Below are 17,633 nucleotides of genomic sequence, written 5' to 3'. Positions count from 1 at the left end.
GGCCGCTTAACCCTGGTTTTCATGTTCCAGTTCGGCCTGGGGCTCGGCGAGCCGCTGCCGGCGGGTTTTCATCTCACTGACAATCACCGCCGCCACGATCAACGCCGCGCCCACCATGGCAATCGGCGGGAAGCGCTCCCCGGCAATCCGCCCGACTACGCCGGCCCACACCGGCTCCCCGGCATAAATCAGCGTGGCGCGAGTCGGCGAGACGCTTTTCTGCGCCCAGTTCATCGCCACCTGAATCACCGCGCTGGTCAGCCCCAGGCCCACCGCGCTGAACAGCAGCAACCAGGAAAACCCCGGCAGCGCCTCGCCCATCGGCACTACCATCAGGAACGACAGCACCGACGCCGTGGCCAGTTGCACCACCGTTACCCGGCGTACATCCACCTGCCCGGCAAAGGCGCTGATCAGGATGATCTCGGCGGCAATCGCTACCGCACCGATCAACGTGGCGATTTCACCGGGGCTGAAATTCAATGATGCCCCGGCCGGGCCGGTCAGCAGCATCAGCCCGGTAAAGGCGAGCATGATGCCGATGCTCGGCATCAACCCCGGCCGCCGTCCCAGTACCAGCCATTGCAGCAGCGGCACGAATGGCACATACAGCGCAGTAATAAATGCCGACTGGCTGCTCAGGATCGTCTGCAAGCCAATGGTCTGCAAACCGTAGCCGAACATGATCGCCACACCGATAAAGCAGCCAGCCTTCAATTCAAACAGCGTCAGGTTCCGCAGGCTGCGGAATGAGAACGCCCCGACGATGAGCGCCGCTGCAGCAAAACGCAGGCCGACGAAAAACATCGGGCCGCTGACCGCCATGGCGTGCTGCACCAGCAAAAAGGTGCCGCCCCAAAACATGGTGATCACCACCAATACACATTCGGCTTTGCTGAAACGGGAAAACAATGGGGAGGTGGTCATGGCGGCTCGGTCTTGCACAGGAAGGGCGCGGACCGCACAATGCGCCGCAAGCTGGGCAGTATACTGCGCAACCCCACCCTGTGAGCAATATAGTGCACAAAGAAAATCCGCAACGGGCCTCGGTCCTGCAACACGTCAGCCAGAACGTTCGGCGCCTGCGCCATGCGGCTGAGTTGAGCCAGACGGCGCTGTCCGAAAAATCCGGCGTCAGCCGGCGCATGCTGGTGGCAATCGAGGCGGGGGAGAAAAACGTCAGCCTGTCGACCCTCGACCGGGTGGCCGAAGCCCTGGACGTGGCCTTCAGCGACTTGATCCAGGCCCCGGATGCCGCTGATCACAGCCGTATCAACGAACTGGCCTGGGCCGGTGACATCCCCGGCAGCAAAGCCGTGCTGCTGGCCAAGGCCACCGCGCGTCGCGAAGTGGAACTATGGGAGATGCGCCTGGAGCCCGGCGATCGCTACATGCCTGAACCGGACCCCGAGGGTTGGAGCGTGCAGTTGTTTGTGTTCGAAGGCACCCTGACGCTGGTGCTGGGGGATGAGGAAAAAAACGTCGCCACCGGTGAGTTCCTGATGTTCGCCAGCCGCTACCTTCACGCCTATCGCAATGACGGCGACGTGGCGGTGCGGTTTGTGCGCAACGTGGTGATTTAACTGTTGGCAGCGCAACAGTGGTTGGACACTTTGCTGTTTTGACCCGCCAACGATTTCCCTGATATACCGGCAACCCGCTGATTTCGTTGCACATTGCATTCGGGCACGACTCCTGCAATCACTCCAGTATCTCTCTGGAGCCTGGAGTCGGCCCATGTCAGCCCAACCCCTACAACCTGCCCACATCATCCGTTCGGACGCCGAGGCCATTGCGGTTGCCACCGAGTTGGCCAAGCGTTTTGCCGTGGACGCCGGCGTGCGCGACCGCGAGCGACGCCTGCCGGTGGCCGAGCTGGATGAATTTTCCGCCAGCGGCCTGTGGGGCATCACCATTCCCAAGGCCTACGGCGGCGCGGAAGTGTCCTATGTGACGGTGGCCGAGGTGATCAAGCTGATCTCCGCCGCCGACCCGTCCCTGGGGCAGATTCCGCAGAACCACCTGGGCGTCGTCGACATCCTCCTGCAAACCGCCAGCGAGGAGCAAAAGCAGCACTACTTCGCCAAGGTCCTGCTGGGCTATCGGTTCGGCAATGCCTTCTCCGAAGCCAAGAGCAAGAACGCCGGCACGTTTGACACACAAGTGCGCTTTGACGGCGACAGTGCGTACATCAACGGCGAGAAGTTCTACTGCACCGGCGCACTGTTCGCCCATATCGTGCCGACGGTGGGCGTCAACGAAAAAGACCAGGCGTTCATCGCCTTTGTCGAACGGGACGCGCCGGGCCTGCAAGTGATCGACAGCTGGGACGGCTTCGGCCAGCGCACCACCGCCAGCGGCGGCGTGACCCTCGACGGTGTGAAGGTGCCGCTGAGTGCGGTGATCCCCGCGCACCAGGCCTTCGACCAACCCACCGCCAACGGCCCGATTTCGCAGATCATCCAGGCGGCCGTCGACACCGGCATCGCCCTCGGGGCCCTGGAACAAGCCAAGATTCATGCACGCCAGGCCCGGCCCTGGATCGACAGCCAGCAGGATCACGGCTGGCAAGACCCGTTCACCATCGCCGCCATCGGCGACCTGGAATGGCGGGTCCACGGCACCGAAGCGATCCTCGCCAAGGCCGGCATTGCCGTCGACCAGGCCCTGGCCAACCCCAACGAAGACACCGTGGCCAATGCCTCGTTGGTCGTCGCCCAGGCCAAAGTGCTGTCGGCGGAAACCGCCTTGCTCGCCAGCAGCAAACTCTTCGAACTGGCCGGCACCCGCTCGGTGTCCGGCAAGCACAACCTCGACCGCTTCTGGCGCAACGCACGTACCCACACCCTGCACGACCCGGCCCGCTGGAAATACCACCTGATCGGCAACTTCGTGCTCAACGGCGTCAAGCCCGCACGCCATGCCTGGAACTGAGGAGCTGCATCCATGACCGCACTGAATCAGGCGCGCCAACTGCTGGAAAGCACCCGGCGCTTTGTCGAGAAAAGTGATGACCCCTACGTGATCAGCCGCTTTGGCGATTTGCAGATTCGCGTGGAGGTAGCAGCTGCTTTGTTTGAGCGTGCCGAAACCCACCCAGGCCCGGTGGCCCTCACAGAAGCCCAGATAGCGGCTGCCGAGGCCCTCATCGCTGTCAGCAACGCCGAATTCGAACTCACCGGCCAGCGTACTGCGCTGCCGCCGACCCTTGATGATCCCCTGCGCTGGAAATACCAGATTGTCGGCAACTACCACCTCAACGGTGTCGCCCCCCGGAGTAACGTTTAATGCCTCGTGAAATCCGTTTGAATGCCTTCGACATGAACTGTGTCGGCCACCAGTCGCCGGGCCTGTGGGCCCACCCGCGTGACCGCTCATGGCAGTACAAGGACCTGGAATATTGGACCGACCTGGCAAAAATTCTCGAGCGCGGCAAGTTCGACGGCCTGTTCATCGCCGACGTGCTGGGCATCTACGACGTCTATAACGGCAACGGTGACGCAGCGATTCGCCAGGCGACCCAGGTGCCGGTCAACGACCCGCTGTCGCTGATCGCACCCATGGCGCTGGTCACCGAACACCTGGGTTTTGGCCTCACCGCTTCACTGTCCTTCGAACACCCGTACCCGTTCGCCCGGCGCCTTTCCACCCTCGACCACCTGACCAAGGGCCGCGTCGGCTGGAACATCGTCACCTCGTACCTGGAAAGCGGCGCGAAGAACCTCGGCCAGAAAGCCCAGACCGAACACGATGCGCGCTACGACTACGCCGAGGAATACCTGGAGGTTTGCTACAAGCTCTGGGAAGGCAGCTGGGAAGAGGGCGCGGTGTTGCGCGACCGCGAACGGCGGATCTTCAGCGACCCGAGCAAGATCCACGAGATCCGCCACGTCGGCAAACACTTCCAGGTGCCCGGCATTCACCTGTGCGAACCGTCGCCACAACGCACGCCGGTGCTGTACCAGGCCGGGGCGTCGAGCCGTGGCAAACAGTTCGCCGCCGAACAGGCCGAATGCGTGTTCGTTGCCGCACCGTCGAAAGTGCTGCTGAAGAAAACCGTTGCCGATATCCGCCGCCGTGCGGCCGAGGCGGGGCGTGACCCGAAGAAAATCCTGATCTTCAACTTGCAGACGGTGATCGTTGGCGAGACCGATGCCAAGGCCAAGGCCAAGTTCGACGAATACAAATCCTATGTCAGCTACGAAGGCGCGATGGCCCTGATCTCCGGCTGGACCGGCATCGACTTCAGCCAGTTCAAGCCCGATGAACCCCTCAAGCATGTGCATACCAACGCCATTCAATCGGCGGTGGAAGCCTTCTCCACTGCCGACCCGAACAAGGTCTGGACCCCGAATGAACTGGCAGACTGGGTCGGCATCGGCGGCTTCGGCCCGCTGTTCGTCGGCGGCCCGGAAACCGTGGCCGATCTGTTGCAGGAATGGGTTGAAGAGACCGATGTGGACGGCTTCAACCTGGCCTATGCACTGACCCACGAGACCTTTATCGACGCGGTCGAGTTGCTGGTGCCGGAGTTGCAGAAGCGCGGCGTGTACAAGACCGAATATGCCCAGGGCACCCTGCGGGAGAAATTGTTTGGGGACGGCGCGCGGTTGGCGGACAACCATCCGGGGGCCAGCTATCGTGATTTGTCGGGTGTACATAAAACAAATGTGGGAGCGGGCTTGCTCGCGAATGCGGACTGACATTCAGCATTGATGTTGCCTGACGCACCGTTTTCGCGAGCGAGTCGAGCCGTCCCACCGCCGCCCACATAAATCCGGCCAGCGGACCACCGCATGCTTGTTTCACCAATAGGAGCATCACCCTATGAGCGTGCATGAACTTGAACTTGCGCTGGATGTGGAATGGCCCGCCGAACGGGTTACGGTGTTGCCCGAGGCGTTGGCGCAGTTGCGCCATTGGGCACAGGTGACCCCGTTGCACAGCGCCCTGCGCCACAAGCGTGACGGCCAGTGGTATGCCTGGCGCTGGATCGATGCGTTGCGGGATGTCGAGCGCCTGGCTGATGGCTTGCGTCAGCAGGGCTTTACCGAGCAGTCGCGGCTGGCCCTCAGCGGTGCCTTCGAACCCGGCCTATTGCTGCTGGCCCTGGCCGCCCAGGTGATCGGTGGCCAGATCCTGACCCTGGCGGATGACCTCGAGCCCGCTGCCCTGCAGCAACAAGTGTGGCGCATCCGGCCTACCCACGCGTATGCCCCTGGGTTCCAGACGTTGGCGATGGTGCGACGGATCGACCCTGTGGACACCTCACAACGGCTCTGTCGCTGGTGGCAGCCTTCGGGCAAGACCGAATTGTGGAGCGGGGAAAGCACCCATTGGCAAGGCGGCCTGGCGACGGTGCTGGAGCAATGGCTGATTAGCGGCCAGAGCCTGGGCTTCCCGCAGTCGGGCTGAACTAGGCGTCCCGGGTGGATGTGCTGGATACTGCACGGGGCGATTTTTACCACAACCATTCAGGCAGACAGTAAGGGCGCAATTTCATGAGTGAAACCGAACGCGGACAGGCGACGAGCGCCATTCGCAACGCCGATGTGCTGATTGTCGGCGGCGGCCTGAGCGGGACGATGCTGGCGGTGCAGTTGCTGCGCCTGCCGGGCACGCGGCAGATCCTGGTGATCGAGCCGCGCCAGGAACTGGGGCGCGGCGAGGCCTACAGTGCGGTAGAGCTTGGGCACACCTTGAACGGCAACGCCGCGCGCATGAGCGTCGACCCGGACAACGCCGATGACCTGACCCAGTGGCTGACCGCCTACATCGCCGGCGGCGGCTGGCCCGAGTCGGACCAGCAGCACGTGCCCATCAGCGAACTGTTTCCGCCCCGCGGGATTTTTGGCCTGTACGCGCAGCAGCGGCTGGCCGAGGCCAAGGCGATTTCCGCGTCGACCGTCGAGCACATTCGCGCCGAGGTGACAGACCTTGAGGTGGATGAACACGCCACACGTCTGACCTTGAGCGACGGCCAGCAACTGCGCGGTGCCTGTGCGGTATTGGCCACCGGCATGTTCCCGGCGGCACGCACGCCACAGACCGAATCCAGCGGCTTGAATGCCGCTGCCGTCGACCCGTGGGATGTATCGGCCATGACCCAACTGGACCCGCAATCTACCGTGCTGATCATCGGTTCCGGGCTGACCATGGTGGACGCCGTGGTGTCCCTGGAACAGGCCGGCCATCGCGGGCCCATCGAGATTTTTTCGCGCCACGGCCTGTTGCCCCATGTCCGTCGGCAGCCGCCGGCCTGGGTCGACTTCCTGGGAGAAGACCACAGCCTGCGCAGCCCCCGGCAATTGCTGCGGGAGGTGCGGCGCCAATGCCGGCTCGCGCTGGAGCAGGGGATTGACTGGCAAGCGCCGCTGGACACCGTGCGTGCCAACATCGGGCGGTTGTGGAGCCAGGCCAGCGAGGGCGAGAAACGTCAGTTCGTGCGGCATGTGCGGCCCTGGTGGGAAAGCCACCACCACCGTTCGCCGCCGTTGAGTGCCGAGTTGGTGGCGCGGTTGCATGGGGAAGGGCGGCTGCGGATCCGGGCGGCTTCGTACAAGGGGCTGGTACCTTCGCAAGGTGAGGTGACGATCCGCCTGCGTCATCGTGGAGAGCAGGATGTGGTGCAGGTGTCGGGGGCAGCGCTGATCAACTCCAGCGGGATTGAATATGACTGGCGGCGCGTGGCCCGGCCGTTGCCCCGGCAGTTGCTCAAGCGCGGGCTGATTCAGCCCGGGCCGTTGGCGTTGGGGATTGCGGCGGATGTGTCGGGGGCGGTGCTGGATGCCCACGGGAATGTCAGCCGGCGGCTGTTTGCCATGGGCCCGCCGTTGCGCGGGATGTGGTGGGAAAGTACCGCAGTGACGGATGTCGCGATTCAGGCCAAGGCGCTGGCCGCGAGGTTGGCACACCTCTAAATCTAATGTGGGAGCTGGCTTGCCTGCGATAGCGGTGGGTCCGCTGCATCTTTATCAACTGAGAGATTGCTATCGCAGGCAAGCCAGCTCCTACAGGTCGGGTTCATGGACCGACCTTCACAAACCCAGGCTTCAACCCAAACACTTCAACCCCCTGGGCCGTCGACTGCCCGGTGGTCACCGTCACCCGCTCCACCGGTTTATCCATCGCTGCCCGATATTCCACCGTCATCACCCCATCCCCGCGACTGATCGCCTGGGCCGGTACGACAATCGCCTGGTCATTGTTGTAGGTCACAATGGTCAACCGCGCACTCATCCCCAACCTTACCCGTTGCAACTGTTGCGGGGTCAGCTTGGGAATCGACAGGGTCACCGGAAACTGCGCGCTACCCTGGCTGTCGCTGGCAATCGCCAAGCCACTGACCACGCTGACCGATCCCGTCAGCCGTTCCCCATCAAACCCGTCGCCCATCACCTCCACCGCCTGCCCTTGGTGCAACTGGTTGATGTCCAGCTCCGACACCTTGGCGACGATTTTCAGTTTCTCGATATTCGCCAGTCCAAACAGCACCTGGCCCTGGCTGACCTTGCTCCCGGCCTGCACCGGCGCGCTATTGCTCCCGCCGCCCTGGGTCGATGAGTTACTGCCCGGCGCCGGCACCACAATGCCGGAGAACGGTGCCTTGACCTCCTTGCCATCGAGCAGGGTGCGCAGGGCTTCATATTTCACCGTGGCGTTGGTCAGCTCCATATCGGCGATCTGCCGGTATTCGCCCTTGCCTTGTTCAACGGTCTGTTGCAGCTCAGCGCGGGCGGCCGTCAGGTCGAGTTGTTGCTGGGTGGCCTGCTGTTTCAGGTCGTCGAGTTCGTTGCGCGGGATGATGCCGCGCTTGAACAGGTTTTCGCTTTCGGTGAGTTTGCGCTGGGTGTTGCTGGCGGTCATTTCGGCAGTGCGCAGGGTGCGGCGGGCGCGCCCGACTTGCTGGCCGCTGTCCCAGTCCTGCATTTCCTGCACCGTGCGCCGGGCCTTGAGCTGGGCGGAGAGGGCGTCGCGCAGTTGCACTTCGAGGGTGGCCGGGTCCATGCGTAGCAGCACCTGCCCGGCCTCGACCCGCTGGCCCTGTTCCACCAGGTTGGCCTGCACATTACCGTCGAACGGCGCGGTGAGGGTGATGGTGGTGTCAGGCTCGATCTTGCCCACCAGGCCGATCTGATGCACCAGCGGGTCGACCTTCACCGCCAGCCACTGGTCGGCGTTGCCGGGCTGGTTGGCGGCCGGGCTTTGACGGCTGAGCAGCGAAATGCCGACGCCAGCCACCAGCACAATCAACACGGCACCCAACAGGCGCTTCTTATTAGTAGTCATTGAGGGCGATTTCCCAACTTTCCAGCGTCATGCCCAAGGTCAAGTCGAGCTGAGTCTGGGCGTTCAAATAGGCAATCAGCGCATTGAGCCGCGAGTTCTCGGCGTTGCGCAGGTCGGTTTCGAAACTCAATACCTGGAAGTTCGTGGAGCGCCCGGCGCTGAGTTTTTCCCGTTCGATTTCGATCTTGCGCTTGGACAACTCTACCGCCCGCTGGGAAATTTCATACTGGCGCCAGCGAGTGCCCAGGTCGCGCACCACATCGTTGACGTCGCGCTCCAGTTGCTGGCGGGCGTCGGCGATGATGATCTCCTGGTTTTCCACATCGACCCGCGCGTGCACCTCGGCCTGGCGAGTGCTGATGTCGCCGATGGGAATCTGCACCTGCACGCCCGCGTAGCTGTCCCAGCGCCGATTGCTGTTGTAGCCGTTATCGTCATTGGTGGCGGCCCGAATCTGGTTGGCACCGGCCACCAGGTCCACTTGCCAGCGGCCGGAGTCCTTGGCGATCACCAGGTTGAGGTCGGCCTGCTGGCTGCCGAGCAGGGTGGCGAGGTATTCCGGCTGCTGGTTCTGCGCCAGCACGAAAGCCTGGCGTTTATCGATGTCCATGGGCCTGGCTTCAAGGGCCTCGGTGGCGCGGATCGGTGTCGACAGGTCGAGGGCCAGCAGGCGCAGCAGGGCCAGGCGGCTGGTGTCCAGTTGGTTCTGGGCTTCTTCCACCCCCAGTTGCTGGGTGGCGATATCGGCTTCGGTCTGCACAATCTCGAACTCGGCCATGCGCCCGGCACTGATCAGTGCCTTGTTCACTTCAAGCAAGGTGCCGGAGCGCTTGAGGGCGTCCTGCACGATGCTCAGTTGTTCCTGGGCCCGCAGCAACTCGCGGTAGGTGGCGATGATGTTGCTGATGGTTTGCGCCACGTTGGCCTTGAGGTTCAGGCGGTTGGCCTGTTCCGACAGGCGTGACAGGCGCAGCGGGGCGGTGGTGGCGTCCCAGCCGGCACCGCGCATCAGCGGTTGGATCAGTGACAGGTCGAGGCCGTCGCTGCGGTAGCGTCCGGCGCGATCGGCGTTGTTCAGTTGTTGGGTCCAGTTCATGCTCAGGCGCGTGCCGTACTCACCGAGCAAGGTGGCATTAGGCGCGAGGTTAGCGTTGCGGGAGCTGTCTTCAGTGCCTTTAGTCGTGCGGTAGTAGCTGTTCAGGGTCAGCTTGGGGTTGAACGTGTCTTCAGCCACCCGCAGGTCGAATTTCTGCGCCACCCGTTGCAGGTACGCGCTGCGAATCGCCGGGTTGTTGCGCAGGCCCAGGTACACCGCATCCCCCAGGGTCAGGGTGGTGGACTGGGCATTCAGCGACACGCTGCGTTCATAGCCACTGCGGGTGGTACTGGGTGCGGAGGGGCGAATCACCACGTCGGCGGCCACGCTGTGCAGGCTTACCAAGGCGGTCAACAACAGCAGCCGTTTATTCATCGCGCAGGGCCTCCACCGGCTGCAGCCGCGAGGCCGACACCGCCGGATAGATCCCGAAAAACAGCCCCACCAGCAACGTGCTGCCGACCCCGAGCGGCAGCGCGGCCACCGCCAGGGAAAACTGCCAGCCGGACAGCCTGGCATACAGGTACGCGGCGGTCATGCCCAGTACCGCGCCGCATACCGCACCCACGGCGGTCAGGGTCACGGCTTCCAGCAGGAACAGGTTGCGAATGTCGCGCTGGCGCGCCCCGAGGGCCATGCGAATCCCGATTTCCCGGCGCCGCTCCGAGACGTTCATCAGCATCACGTTCATCACGCCGACGCCGCCGCCCACCAGGGAGATCGCGCCCAGGGCCAGCAGCAGGTAGGCGAAGGTCCGGCTTTGGCGGGTCATGCCATCGATCATTTGCTGGGGCACCTGAATGTCGACATCGTGGTCGGTGAGCTGGGCTCGCAGTGCCACGGCTGAGTCCTGGGCGAGGCGTTCCATATCCTGGCCGGGGGTGGCACGGATGATCACGTTGCCGATTTGCGGGCTGGCGTAGATCCGGCGCATGCCCGGGGCGGGGACGAACAGCGATTCGTTGGCCTGTACGGGAATCAGCATTGCCCGGGGCTGGCTGTGCAGAATGCCCACGATCAGGAACAGGTAATCGTTGATACGTACCCGGTCGCCCAGTTGCAGCGGGTCGCCGGGCACGCTCAAGGCCTGAACGACCTGGTCACCGACGACCGCATAGGTTTCCCCAGCATCGAAACTCGACAGGAAGCGCCCGTCGCGCACCGACAGGCGCATGGCATCCTTGAGGTCCGGCGTACTGCCGACGAGGCTTGCGTTCCAGGTACGGCCATGGAACACCACTGGCCCGCTGAACAGCGAGACCGCACCGATATGGGCAATGCCGGGAACGCTGCGGCGCACGGCTTCCAGGTCCAGGCTGGCGGGCATTTGCGCAGTGCTGGCACCCCTGGGCGGGAATTGCGCCACCAGGGTGTCGGTGCCCATGTCCTTGAAAATCATCGCCGCGTCTTCGGCGGCGTTGTGCCCGATATTGATCAGCGCCACCACCGAGGAACTGCCGATGACGATGCCCAGCAAGGCCAGGATCGAGCGCTTGCCCAGGGTGCGCAGGCTGACAAACGCCTCGTGCAGCAACTGGCTCAGGCTTTGTTCGACCCGCAGGCTCATAGGCGCCCGGCCTCTTGCACCACGCCATTGCGCACCAGGATCTTGCGATTCAGGCGTTCGGCAATGTGCGGGTCGTGGGTGACGATGATCAGCGTCACCTGCTGCTCGCGATTGAGCGCCAGCAACAGGTCCATGATCTCCTGGGCGGTGGTGCTGTCGAGGTTGCCGGTGGGTTCGTCGGCGAGGATCACCGACGGGTTGCCGACCAATGCCCGGGCGATGGCGACCCGTTGGCGCTGGCCGCCGGAAAGGTCGGCCGGGCGATGGTGGGCGCGCTCGGCCAGGCCCACCTGGTCGAGCATGCGCAGGGCCTGTTCCACCGAGTCGTGGCGTGACACGCCGCGGTAGCTCAGGGGCAGGGCGACGTTGTCCAGGGCACTGAGGCGTGGCAGCAGGTTGAAACTCTGGAAGACGAAACCGATCTGCTGATTGCGGATCGCCGCCAGTTGATCGGGGCTGGCGCTGAAGATGTCATGGCCGGCAAAGCGGTACTGGCCGCAGTCGGGCAAATCCAGCAGGCCGAGAATATTGAGCAGGGTACTTTTGCCGGAGCCGGAGGCGCCGAGGATGCCGCAGCTGTCACCGGTTTCGATGGCCAGGCATACATCATTGAGAATCGACAGGTGTTGACCGGCCAGCTGATAGCTTTTGCCGATGCCTTGCAAGGAGATAAAGCCTGGGTGCGCGGGGGTATCTGTCATCATGACTACGCCTGCAGCCTCGACAGCGCCGTGCTTCCCCCGAAAATCCTTGTAACAAGTTCAGGAGCTGCCTGGTACACGTCACGGACTGGTTTTATTTCTTGTTTTTAAAATATTGTTTGAATACTAACCGCGATCCAGCCGTTCCGCCAGCCATGGATATAGAGCGGTTTTACCCTTTGAAACGATTCTTCAAAGGGACGTTTCCGGCGCTGAAAAAATCCATCAGCTACCCTCAATGAGCCCGTTGCTGTTGGCTTTGAATAGTATGGCGCTGTGTCACTACTTGCTTTCAGGCAGCGGCCCCGGTATAAAAAATCAAATTAATTTTTAAAACAATATTTCCGCAGTGGAACCCCAATCCCTATGGTCGCGAAGAAACTCAGCGCTCCAAACGTTACCAAGACCCGATTGCTGGATGCGACAGAGGCTCTTTTCATCAAATACGGCTATGACGCTGTTTTGTTGCGGCAGATAACCGAGAGGGCCCAGGTCAATCTCGCTGCGGTGAATTACCACTTCGGGGACAAGGACTCCCTGATGAAAACCCTGCTGATGCAGCGCCTGGAGCCGCTCAACGAGCAGCGCCTGGAGTTGCTCGCCCGGTGCGAAGCCGAATCCGACGGCCCGCTGGATTGCGACACCTTGCTCGGGGTGCTGTTCGCCCCGGCCATGGGCCTGGAACGCAGCGACCCGGCCAGCGGGGAAGGGCGTTCATTCATCCGGTTCCTGGGGCGGGTGTACAGCGACACGTCGCCGTTTATCCAGGAATACCTCAAGGTGCATTACCAGCCGGTGTTCCAGCGCTTCTTCGAAGCCTTCGCCCTGGCGCTTCCGGACTTGCCGCGCAACGAGCTGGGGGTGCGCCTGCAATTTGCCCTCAAGGCGATCTCCGGGGTGATGGCCGGTACCGAGCTGCGTTTGCTGATGAACTCCATGAGCCTGGGACGCCCGGCCACGGATGCCGAGGTCATGGCCAAGCTGATTACCCTGGTGTCGGCGGCGATTCGTGTGCCGCAGCAAAGTCCTGAAGCCGAAACGGCCCTGGCGCGGGTGCTCGATACCCAGCGCGCGATACGTGAGCAAGCGGCGTTGCCTGTCAACAAGGTGGCTCGTTGACCCATCAAGACCGGCTCGCAATGAGCCGGTTTGCTTCGACTCCTCTCTCCAGAAACCGTGTGGCCACTCAAATCCCGGGCAAAAAAAACCCGCTGGGGCGGCGGGTTTTTAACTACAACGTTTGTAACGGATGAGGCTTTACCCTACGTCTCTGGATGTGAATAAAACGTGAAAAATATGTAAGAGAAAGTGTGAAGTCTATTGGCTTGTGTAATCCCGACAAATGGCAGTCAGCGTTTACTGTGAACCTGGCCGATAAAGTCTACAAGGTACTCACTCACCCGTTCCGGCGCATCCTCCATCAGAAAGTGCCCGGCGTTTTGCACCACCTGCAGCACGGCCCCACGGATGTCGTTGCGCAGGCGCCCACGACGCGGCGCTGACGCATTTCAATCCGGTGCAGTTACAAGGTTCCATCCGCCTGGGCGCCACCGAACAGGTGCCGATGGCCGAGTTGTCGAACTTGCTCGGCCAGTTTTCCCGGCAACACCGCCAACTGGATGTGCGAATTGTGGTGGAGCAGAGCCACGCGCTTCGCCAGGCCCTGGTGGACCGTGAGCTGGACCTGGCGCTGCACCAGGATTTCATCCCGCGTATCGAAGCGCGGGACCAATTGCTGTGGACCGAACAGGTGCGCTGGTGCGCCCGGCCCGGCTGGCAGCCTGCGCCTGACGAATGCGTGCGGCTGATCACCTTCGGCCCCGGCTGTTTTTACCGGCAACTGGCCCAGGAACGCCTGAGCGCCTTGGGCATTCGCTGGCAGGTGGTGGTGGAATGTGGGTCGGTGGAGGGTGTGGTATCGGCCATCGCCGCCGGGTTGGGCATCGGCCTGCTCAGCAGTGACCATCTCGACAAGCGCGTGGAAGTGTATCGCCCCTTCGACCAGCGGATGCCGCTGCCCGAAGTGGCGAACGTGTTGCGCTTTGCCGAGGACAGCCCCGCGCCCCGGTTACAGGCGTTGCAGCAGCTGTTGATACAGGCGCTGCACCGGGGCTGATCAGATTTTCCAGTGGCTGGCGCTCTTGGCCAGGCGCTGGCGCATGGCGTCAATATTGGCTGCCAGTTGCAGGGTCAATAACCGGTAACCGTCCAACGCGTTGACCACCGGCACTTCAAAGGTCTGTTCGTGGGTCGGCGTGGTGCTCGGACGTTCCAGCCGGTCGGTGGCCCCGGATTGCAACGCCCGCGCCATCCCGATCAACTGCACCCGAATCTGCCGGTGCTCGGCTTTCAACGCCACCTGCATGCGCGCCAGGGCTTCCTTGTCCCGTGGGTCGGGGCGGGTGTTGCCGAGGATCTCCAGGGTGCTGATGCACATCCGCAAATGCCGCTGCAGGGTGTCCAGCTCGGTCATGGAAATCCGCACTTCCTTGGACACCGATGGCATCAGCGAGCGTAGTTGCAGCATCGCGGCGTTCAGGCGATTCAGCAGCTTGAGGTGTTCATCATCGGTGACCGATTGGCCGCTGATGATCCGGCTATAAATCGCCGCGCAATCGCGCAAGGCACTGGCCAGGTTGTAGCGCCAGGAATACACCGCATACAGCGGCAGGGCGAAGGAAAACGCCAGGGCCAGGACGATGCCGATCAGGATGTCGACCGTGCGCCACAACCCGTCCGATATCGGATTATCGCCATGGCCCGCAACGATAAATACGGTGATGGCCGACAGCAACGCGATGTATCCGCCCTTGCCGATGGCGTGATAGGAAAAGAACCCGCACACCACCGACATCAGCAAATAGGTCAAAAGTGGCTGCCCCAGATACGCCTGTTGCAGCACCAGCAGCAAACCGACGCTGGCGCCGATCAACGTGCCGTAGGCGCGCTCGACGGCTTTCTTGCCGATATTGCCGTGGTGCTGCAAACCGCCGATCACGATCAGCATCGTCACCGAGGCCCACTCACCATGGGGCAGGTTGATGCCGGTGGTGAGCAGGATCGTTGCGAGCAACCCAATGGAAACCCGCACCGCGTGGATCAACTTGGCGTGACGGTAGCGCCGGTACGGGTCCAACAACGGACGCAGCAAGCGGCGGGCGAAGAGAGGGAGATTCATTGGTATCAGGGTAACCTCGTTGTTCAGGCTTCACTCAGTTCCAATGTGGGAGCGGGCTCGGGCTCAGAAAATATAGTCAGTGGTCAGAAAGCTCGACGTGCGTTCCTGCAGGATGTCACTGACCAGTTCCTTGTTGCTCGCCTGGAACTTGGTCGCCACCAGGGTACGGATCGAAAACACCCGCAACGCATCATGTACCGACAGCGTGCCCTCGGCCGAGTTCTTGCGCCCGTTGAACGGGAAACTGTCCGGCCCGCGCTGGCACTGGGCATTGATGTTGATCCGGCCCACCTGGTTGGCGAACGCGTCCACCAGGCGCCCGACTTCCCTCGGGCTGGTGCCGAAGATACTCAGTTGCTGGCCGAAGTCCGACTCCAGCACGTAGTCGATCACCGTCTCCAGGTCGCGGTAAGGCACGATCGGCACCACCGGACCGAACTGCTCCTCGTGGTACACGCGCATCTGCGGGTTCACCGGGTACAGCACCGCCGGGTAGAAAAACGAGCCACGGCTGGCGCCGCCATTCTCGTTCACCACCTTGGCGCCATGGGCCAGTGCGTCGGTCACCAGGCCGCCGAGGTAATCCACCTTGCCCTGCTCGGGCAGTGGCGTCAGCGACACACCGTCTTCCCACGGCATGCCAGGCTTGAGGGTCGCCAGCTTGCGGTTGAATTTCTCGATAAAGCTGTCGACCACGTCCTCATGCACAAACAGGATCTTCAACGCGGTGCAACGCTGGCCGTTGAACGAGAGCGAACCGGTGACAGCTTCGTTGACCGCATTGTCCAGGTCGACCTGCGGCAGCACGATCCCGGGATTCTTTGCATCCAGGCCCAACGCCGCGCGTAGCCGGTGCGGTTTCGGGTGCAGTTTCTTCAAATCGCTGGCGGCCTTGTTGGTGCCGATAAACGCAAAGATATCGATCTTGCCGCTGGCCATCAGCGCGCTGACGGTTTCGCGGCCGCTGCCGTAGATCACGTTGATCACGCCGGCCGGGAAGCTGTCGCGGAACGCCTCCAGCAACGGGCGAATCAGCAGCACGCCGAGCTTGGCCGGCTTGAACACCACGGTGTTGCCCATGATCAGCGCCGGGATCAGCGTGGTGAAGGTCTCGTTCAGCGGGTAGTTGTAGGGCCCCATGCACAGCGCCACGCCCAGTGGCACCCGGCGGATCTGCCCCAGGGTGTCCTGTTCCAGCTCGAAGCGGCTGGAGCGGCGGTCGAGTTCCTTGAGGGCGTTGATGGTGTCGGTGATGTAGTCGCAAGTGCGGTCGAACTCTTTCTGCGAGTCCTTGAGGTTCTTGCCAATCTCCCACATCAGCAGCTTGACCACTGCATCACGCTGTTCGCGCATACGCCGCAAAAACGCTTCGACATGCTGGATGCGATCCACCACGCGCATGGTCGGCCACGCGCCCTGGCCACGGTCGTAGGCGGCCACGGCAGCGTCGAGGGCGGTCAAGGCGGTGTCGGCGTCCAGCAGCGGGGTGCTGCCGATGATGACCGGCGTGTCACCGTCGGCACCGCGCAACTGCACCGGGCTGCGCACTTCGGCCAAGGGGCCGTTCCACACATGCAACTGGCCGCCGACCAGGTAATCACGTTGTTCGATGGGCGCCGCGAGCCGGAATTGCTCGGGAATCTCGGCGGCAGTGGGAAACAGCTGGGCGAGCAGGTTGTCGGTGGTCATGTCGCTACCCCTGGAGTGGTTGCAAAACGTGACTAGAGATTCACCCATCAACGCCCCGTGTGGCAAGGGCTAGACGCATTAACCCGCGAACCTTGGAAAACCTTGAGCACAACCGTGAGCTCGCCGGGTAAACTGCGCGGCTTTCTTGAAGGAGTTCACATGAGTCAGTACCAGCCGGGCATTCTTGCCGCACCGGTGCCGTTGCAGGCACGCCATCTGTTTTTTGCCATTGAGTCGCTGGATGCCGTGCCTGCCGCACTGGATGCGCTGGTGCAGTTGGTGGACGCCAGTGCGGTGGTCGGTTTTGGTGAGCCGCTGGTCAATGCCCTTGGCGCCCGGATTGACGGGTTGCGGGCGTTCCCTCATGTGAGCGGGCCGGGGGCGGAGAATCCGTCGACCCAGCAGGCGCTGTGGGTCTGGTTGCACGGTGTGGATCGCGGTGAGTTGCTGTTGCGCAGCCGGGCGTTCGAGAAGGCCCTGGCGCCGGGGTTTGGTCTGGTGCAGATGACCGAGGGGTTTCGCTACAAGACCGGGTTTGATCTGACCGACTATGAGGATGGCACTGAGAATCCGCATGATGATGCTGCGGTGGAGGCTGCGGTGGCGCAGGGTGGTGCGAGTTTTGCGGCGATCCAGCAGTGGCAGCATGATCTGGATGGGTTTGCGGCGTTGCCGGCTCTGGAGCGGGACCACATTATTGGTCGGCGCCATGGTGATAACGAGGAGCTGGAGGACGCGCCGGAGTCGGCGCACACCAAGCGTACGGCTCAGGAGAGTTTTACCCCTGAGGCGTTTGTGGTGCGGCGGTCGATGCCATGGGCCGAGAATGGTCAGGCGGGGTTGATGTTCCTGGCGTTTGGGCATTCGTTTGATGCGTTTGAAGCGCAACTGCGGCGGATGAGTGGGCTTGAGGATGGGATTGTTGATGGGTTGTATCGCATTAGCAAGCCGTTGACTGGGGGGTATTACTGGTGTCCGCCGGTGCGTGATGGGCGGTTGGATTTGAGCTTGGTGCTCTGAGGTTTTTGTTCGGGGTACATATCCATTATTTAGGTAACGGCCGCCTATGGTTTCGCTCTTACAGCGAGTCACTTTTGGCAAACGCCCGGAATG

General features: G+C 62.6%; 16 protein-coding genes. 9 read left to right on the top strand and 7 right to left on the bottom strand.

All coding sequences use genetic code 11. From position 1 onward, the window contains the following. Positions 1–6 precede the first annotated feature (6 nt). Positions 7–927, bottom strand: coding sequence for a DMT family transporter (locus HX873_RS10460; protein ID WP_008432448.1), 921 nt, complete (start codon positions 925–927; stop codon positions 7–9). A gap of 92 nt (positions 928–1,019) precedes the next feature. Between HX873_RS10460 and HX873_RS10455 the strand changes: the two genes are divergently transcribed. The 6 genes from HX873_RS10455 to HX873_RS10430 all read left to right on the top strand — a co-directional run bounded on the left by HX873_RS10455 (position 1,020) and on the right by HX873_RS10430 (position 6,920). Further along, the gene (locus tag HX873_RS10455) at positions 1,020–1,583 is read left to right on the top strand and encodes a helix-turn-helix domain-containing protein (RefSeq protein ID WP_003211741.1); all 564 of its coding nucleotides are present in this window, start codon (positions 1,020–1,022) and stop codon (positions 1,581–1,583) included. A 154-nt stretch (positions 1,584–1,737) separates the two neighbouring features. Further along, positions 1,738–2,934 carry an SfnB family sulfur acquisition oxidoreductase gene (locus HX873_RS10450; RefSeq protein WP_087694804.1) on the top strand — a complete coding sequence of 399 codons (1,197 nt, stop codon included), beginning with the start codon at positions 1,738–1,740 and terminating at the stop codon, positions 2,932–2,934. A 12-nt stretch (positions 2,935–2,946) separates the two neighbouring features. After that, a complete protein-coding gene (locus HX873_RS10445; RefSeq protein ID WP_003211737.1) occupies positions 2,947–3,288 on the top strand; it encodes a hypothetical protein in 342 nt (113 codons plus the stop codon). Then, positions 3,288–4,703 carry an LLM class flavin-dependent oxidoreductase gene (locus tag HX873_RS10440; RefSeq protein ID WP_003211735.1) on the top strand — a complete coding sequence of 472 codons (1,416 nt, stop codon included), beginning with the start codon at positions 3,288–3,290 and terminating at the stop codon, positions 4,701–4,703. Before HX873_RS10445 ends, HX873_RS10440 begins: the two co-directional genes overlap by 1 nt. A gap of 124 nt (positions 4,704–4,827) precedes the next feature. Further along, positions 4,828–5,415: an AMP-binding protein gene (locus HX873_RS10435; RefSeq protein WP_003211733.1), complete on the top strand. Its 588-nt coding sequence runs from the start codon at positions 4,828–4,830 to the stop codon at positions 5,413–5,415. Between the two features lie 86 nt (positions 5,416–5,501). Further along, positions 5,502–6,920 (top strand): FAD/NAD(P)-binding protein, encoded by a 1,419-nt coding sequence (locus HX873_RS10430; protein ID WP_102605522.1) that lies wholly within the window; start codon positions 5,502–5,504, stop codon positions 6,918–6,920. 103 nt (positions 6,921–7,023) lie between these two features. On the opposite strand, the gene HX873_RS10425 is transcribed toward HX873_RS10430, so the two are convergent. The 4 genes from HX873_RS10425 to HX873_RS10410 are packed head-to-tail and all read right to left on the bottom strand — an operon-like array spanning position 7,024 to position 11,656. After that, positions 7,024–8,289 carry an efflux RND transporter periplasmic adaptor subunit gene (locus tag HX873_RS10425; RefSeq protein ID WP_177122648.1) on the bottom strand — a complete coding sequence of 422 codons (1,266 nt, stop codon included), beginning with the start codon at positions 8,287–8,289 and terminating at the stop codon, positions 7,024–7,026. Further along, the gene (locus tag HX873_RS10420) at positions 8,279–9,760 is read right to left on the bottom strand and encodes a TolC family protein (protein ID WP_008432459.1); all 1,482 of its coding nucleotides are present in this window, start codon (positions 9,758–9,760) and stop codon (positions 8,279–8,281) included. The genes HX873_RS10425 and HX873_RS10420 overlap by 11 nt, the downstream gene beginning before the upstream one ends. Then, a complete protein-coding gene (locus HX873_RS10415; protein ID WP_003211725.1) occupies positions 9,753–10,952 on the bottom strand; it encodes an ABC transporter permease in 1,200 nt (399 codons plus the stop codon). The genes HX873_RS10420 and HX873_RS10415 overlap by 8 nt, the downstream gene beginning before the upstream one ends. Beyond that, positions 10,949–11,656, bottom strand: a complete 708-nt coding sequence (locus tag HX873_RS10410) for an ABC transporter ATP-binding protein (protein ID WP_023658970.1) — start codon at positions 11,654–11,656, stop codon at positions 10,949–10,951. Before HX873_RS10410 ends, HX873_RS10415 begins: the two co-directional genes overlap by 4 nt. 363 nt (positions 11,657–12,019) lie before the next feature. Here HX873_RS10410 and HX873_RS10405 point away from each other — a divergent pair, with 363 nt between their 5' ends. Both HX873_RS10405 and HX873_RS10400 read left to right on the top strand, forming a co-directional pair. After that, on the top strand, positions 12,020–12,772 hold the full coding sequence (locus HX873_RS10405; protein WP_177122647.1) for a TetR/AcrR family transcriptional regulator: 753 nt from the start codon (positions 12,020–12,022) through the stop codon (positions 12,770–12,772). Between the two features lie 397 nt (positions 12,773–13,169). Beyond that, complete coding sequence (locus HX873_RS10400) at positions 13,170–13,769, top strand: LysR family transcriptional regulator substrate-binding protein (RefSeq protein WP_371318394.1); 600 nt, start codon at positions 13,170–13,172, stop codon at positions 13,767–13,769. Here the strand turns inward: HX873_RS10400 and HX873_RS10395 are convergent, their stop codons facing one another. Together HX873_RS10395 and HX873_RS10390 are read right to left on the bottom strand one after the other, a co-directional pair. Then, entirely contained in the window at positions 13,770–14,831 is a 1,062-nt protein-coding gene (locus HX873_RS10395; RefSeq protein ID WP_003211716.1) for an FUSC family protein, read from the bottom strand. It lies immediately after the preceding gene. A gap of 63 nt (positions 14,832–14,894) precedes the next feature. Further along, on the bottom strand, positions 14,895–16,520 hold the full coding sequence (locus tag HX873_RS10390) for an NADP-dependent glyceraldehyde-3-phosphate dehydrogenase (RefSeq protein ID WP_008432465.1): 1,626 nt from the start codon (positions 16,518–16,520) through the stop codon (positions 14,895–14,897). A 159-nt stretch (positions 16,521–16,679) separates the two neighbouring features. Here HX873_RS10390 and HX873_RS10385 point away from each other — a divergent pair, with 159 nt between their 5' ends. Further along, positions 16,680–17,540 (top strand): Dyp-type peroxidase, encoded by an 861-nt coding sequence (locus HX873_RS10385; protein ID WP_177041912.1) that lies wholly within the window; start codon positions 16,680–16,682, stop codon positions 17,538–17,540. The last annotated feature ends 93 nt before the right edge of the window (positions 17,541–17,633 follow it).

The organism is Pseudomonas sp. P7758 (genome assembly GCF_013386485.1).
In the GTDB taxonomy this organism is placed as follows: Bacteria; Pseudomonadota; Gammaproteobacteria; order Pseudomonadales; family Pseudomonadaceae; genus Aquipseudomonas.
The sequence above is the reverse complement of the archived record's forward strand: the minus strand, read 5'-3'. Positions and strand labels throughout refer to the sequence as shown.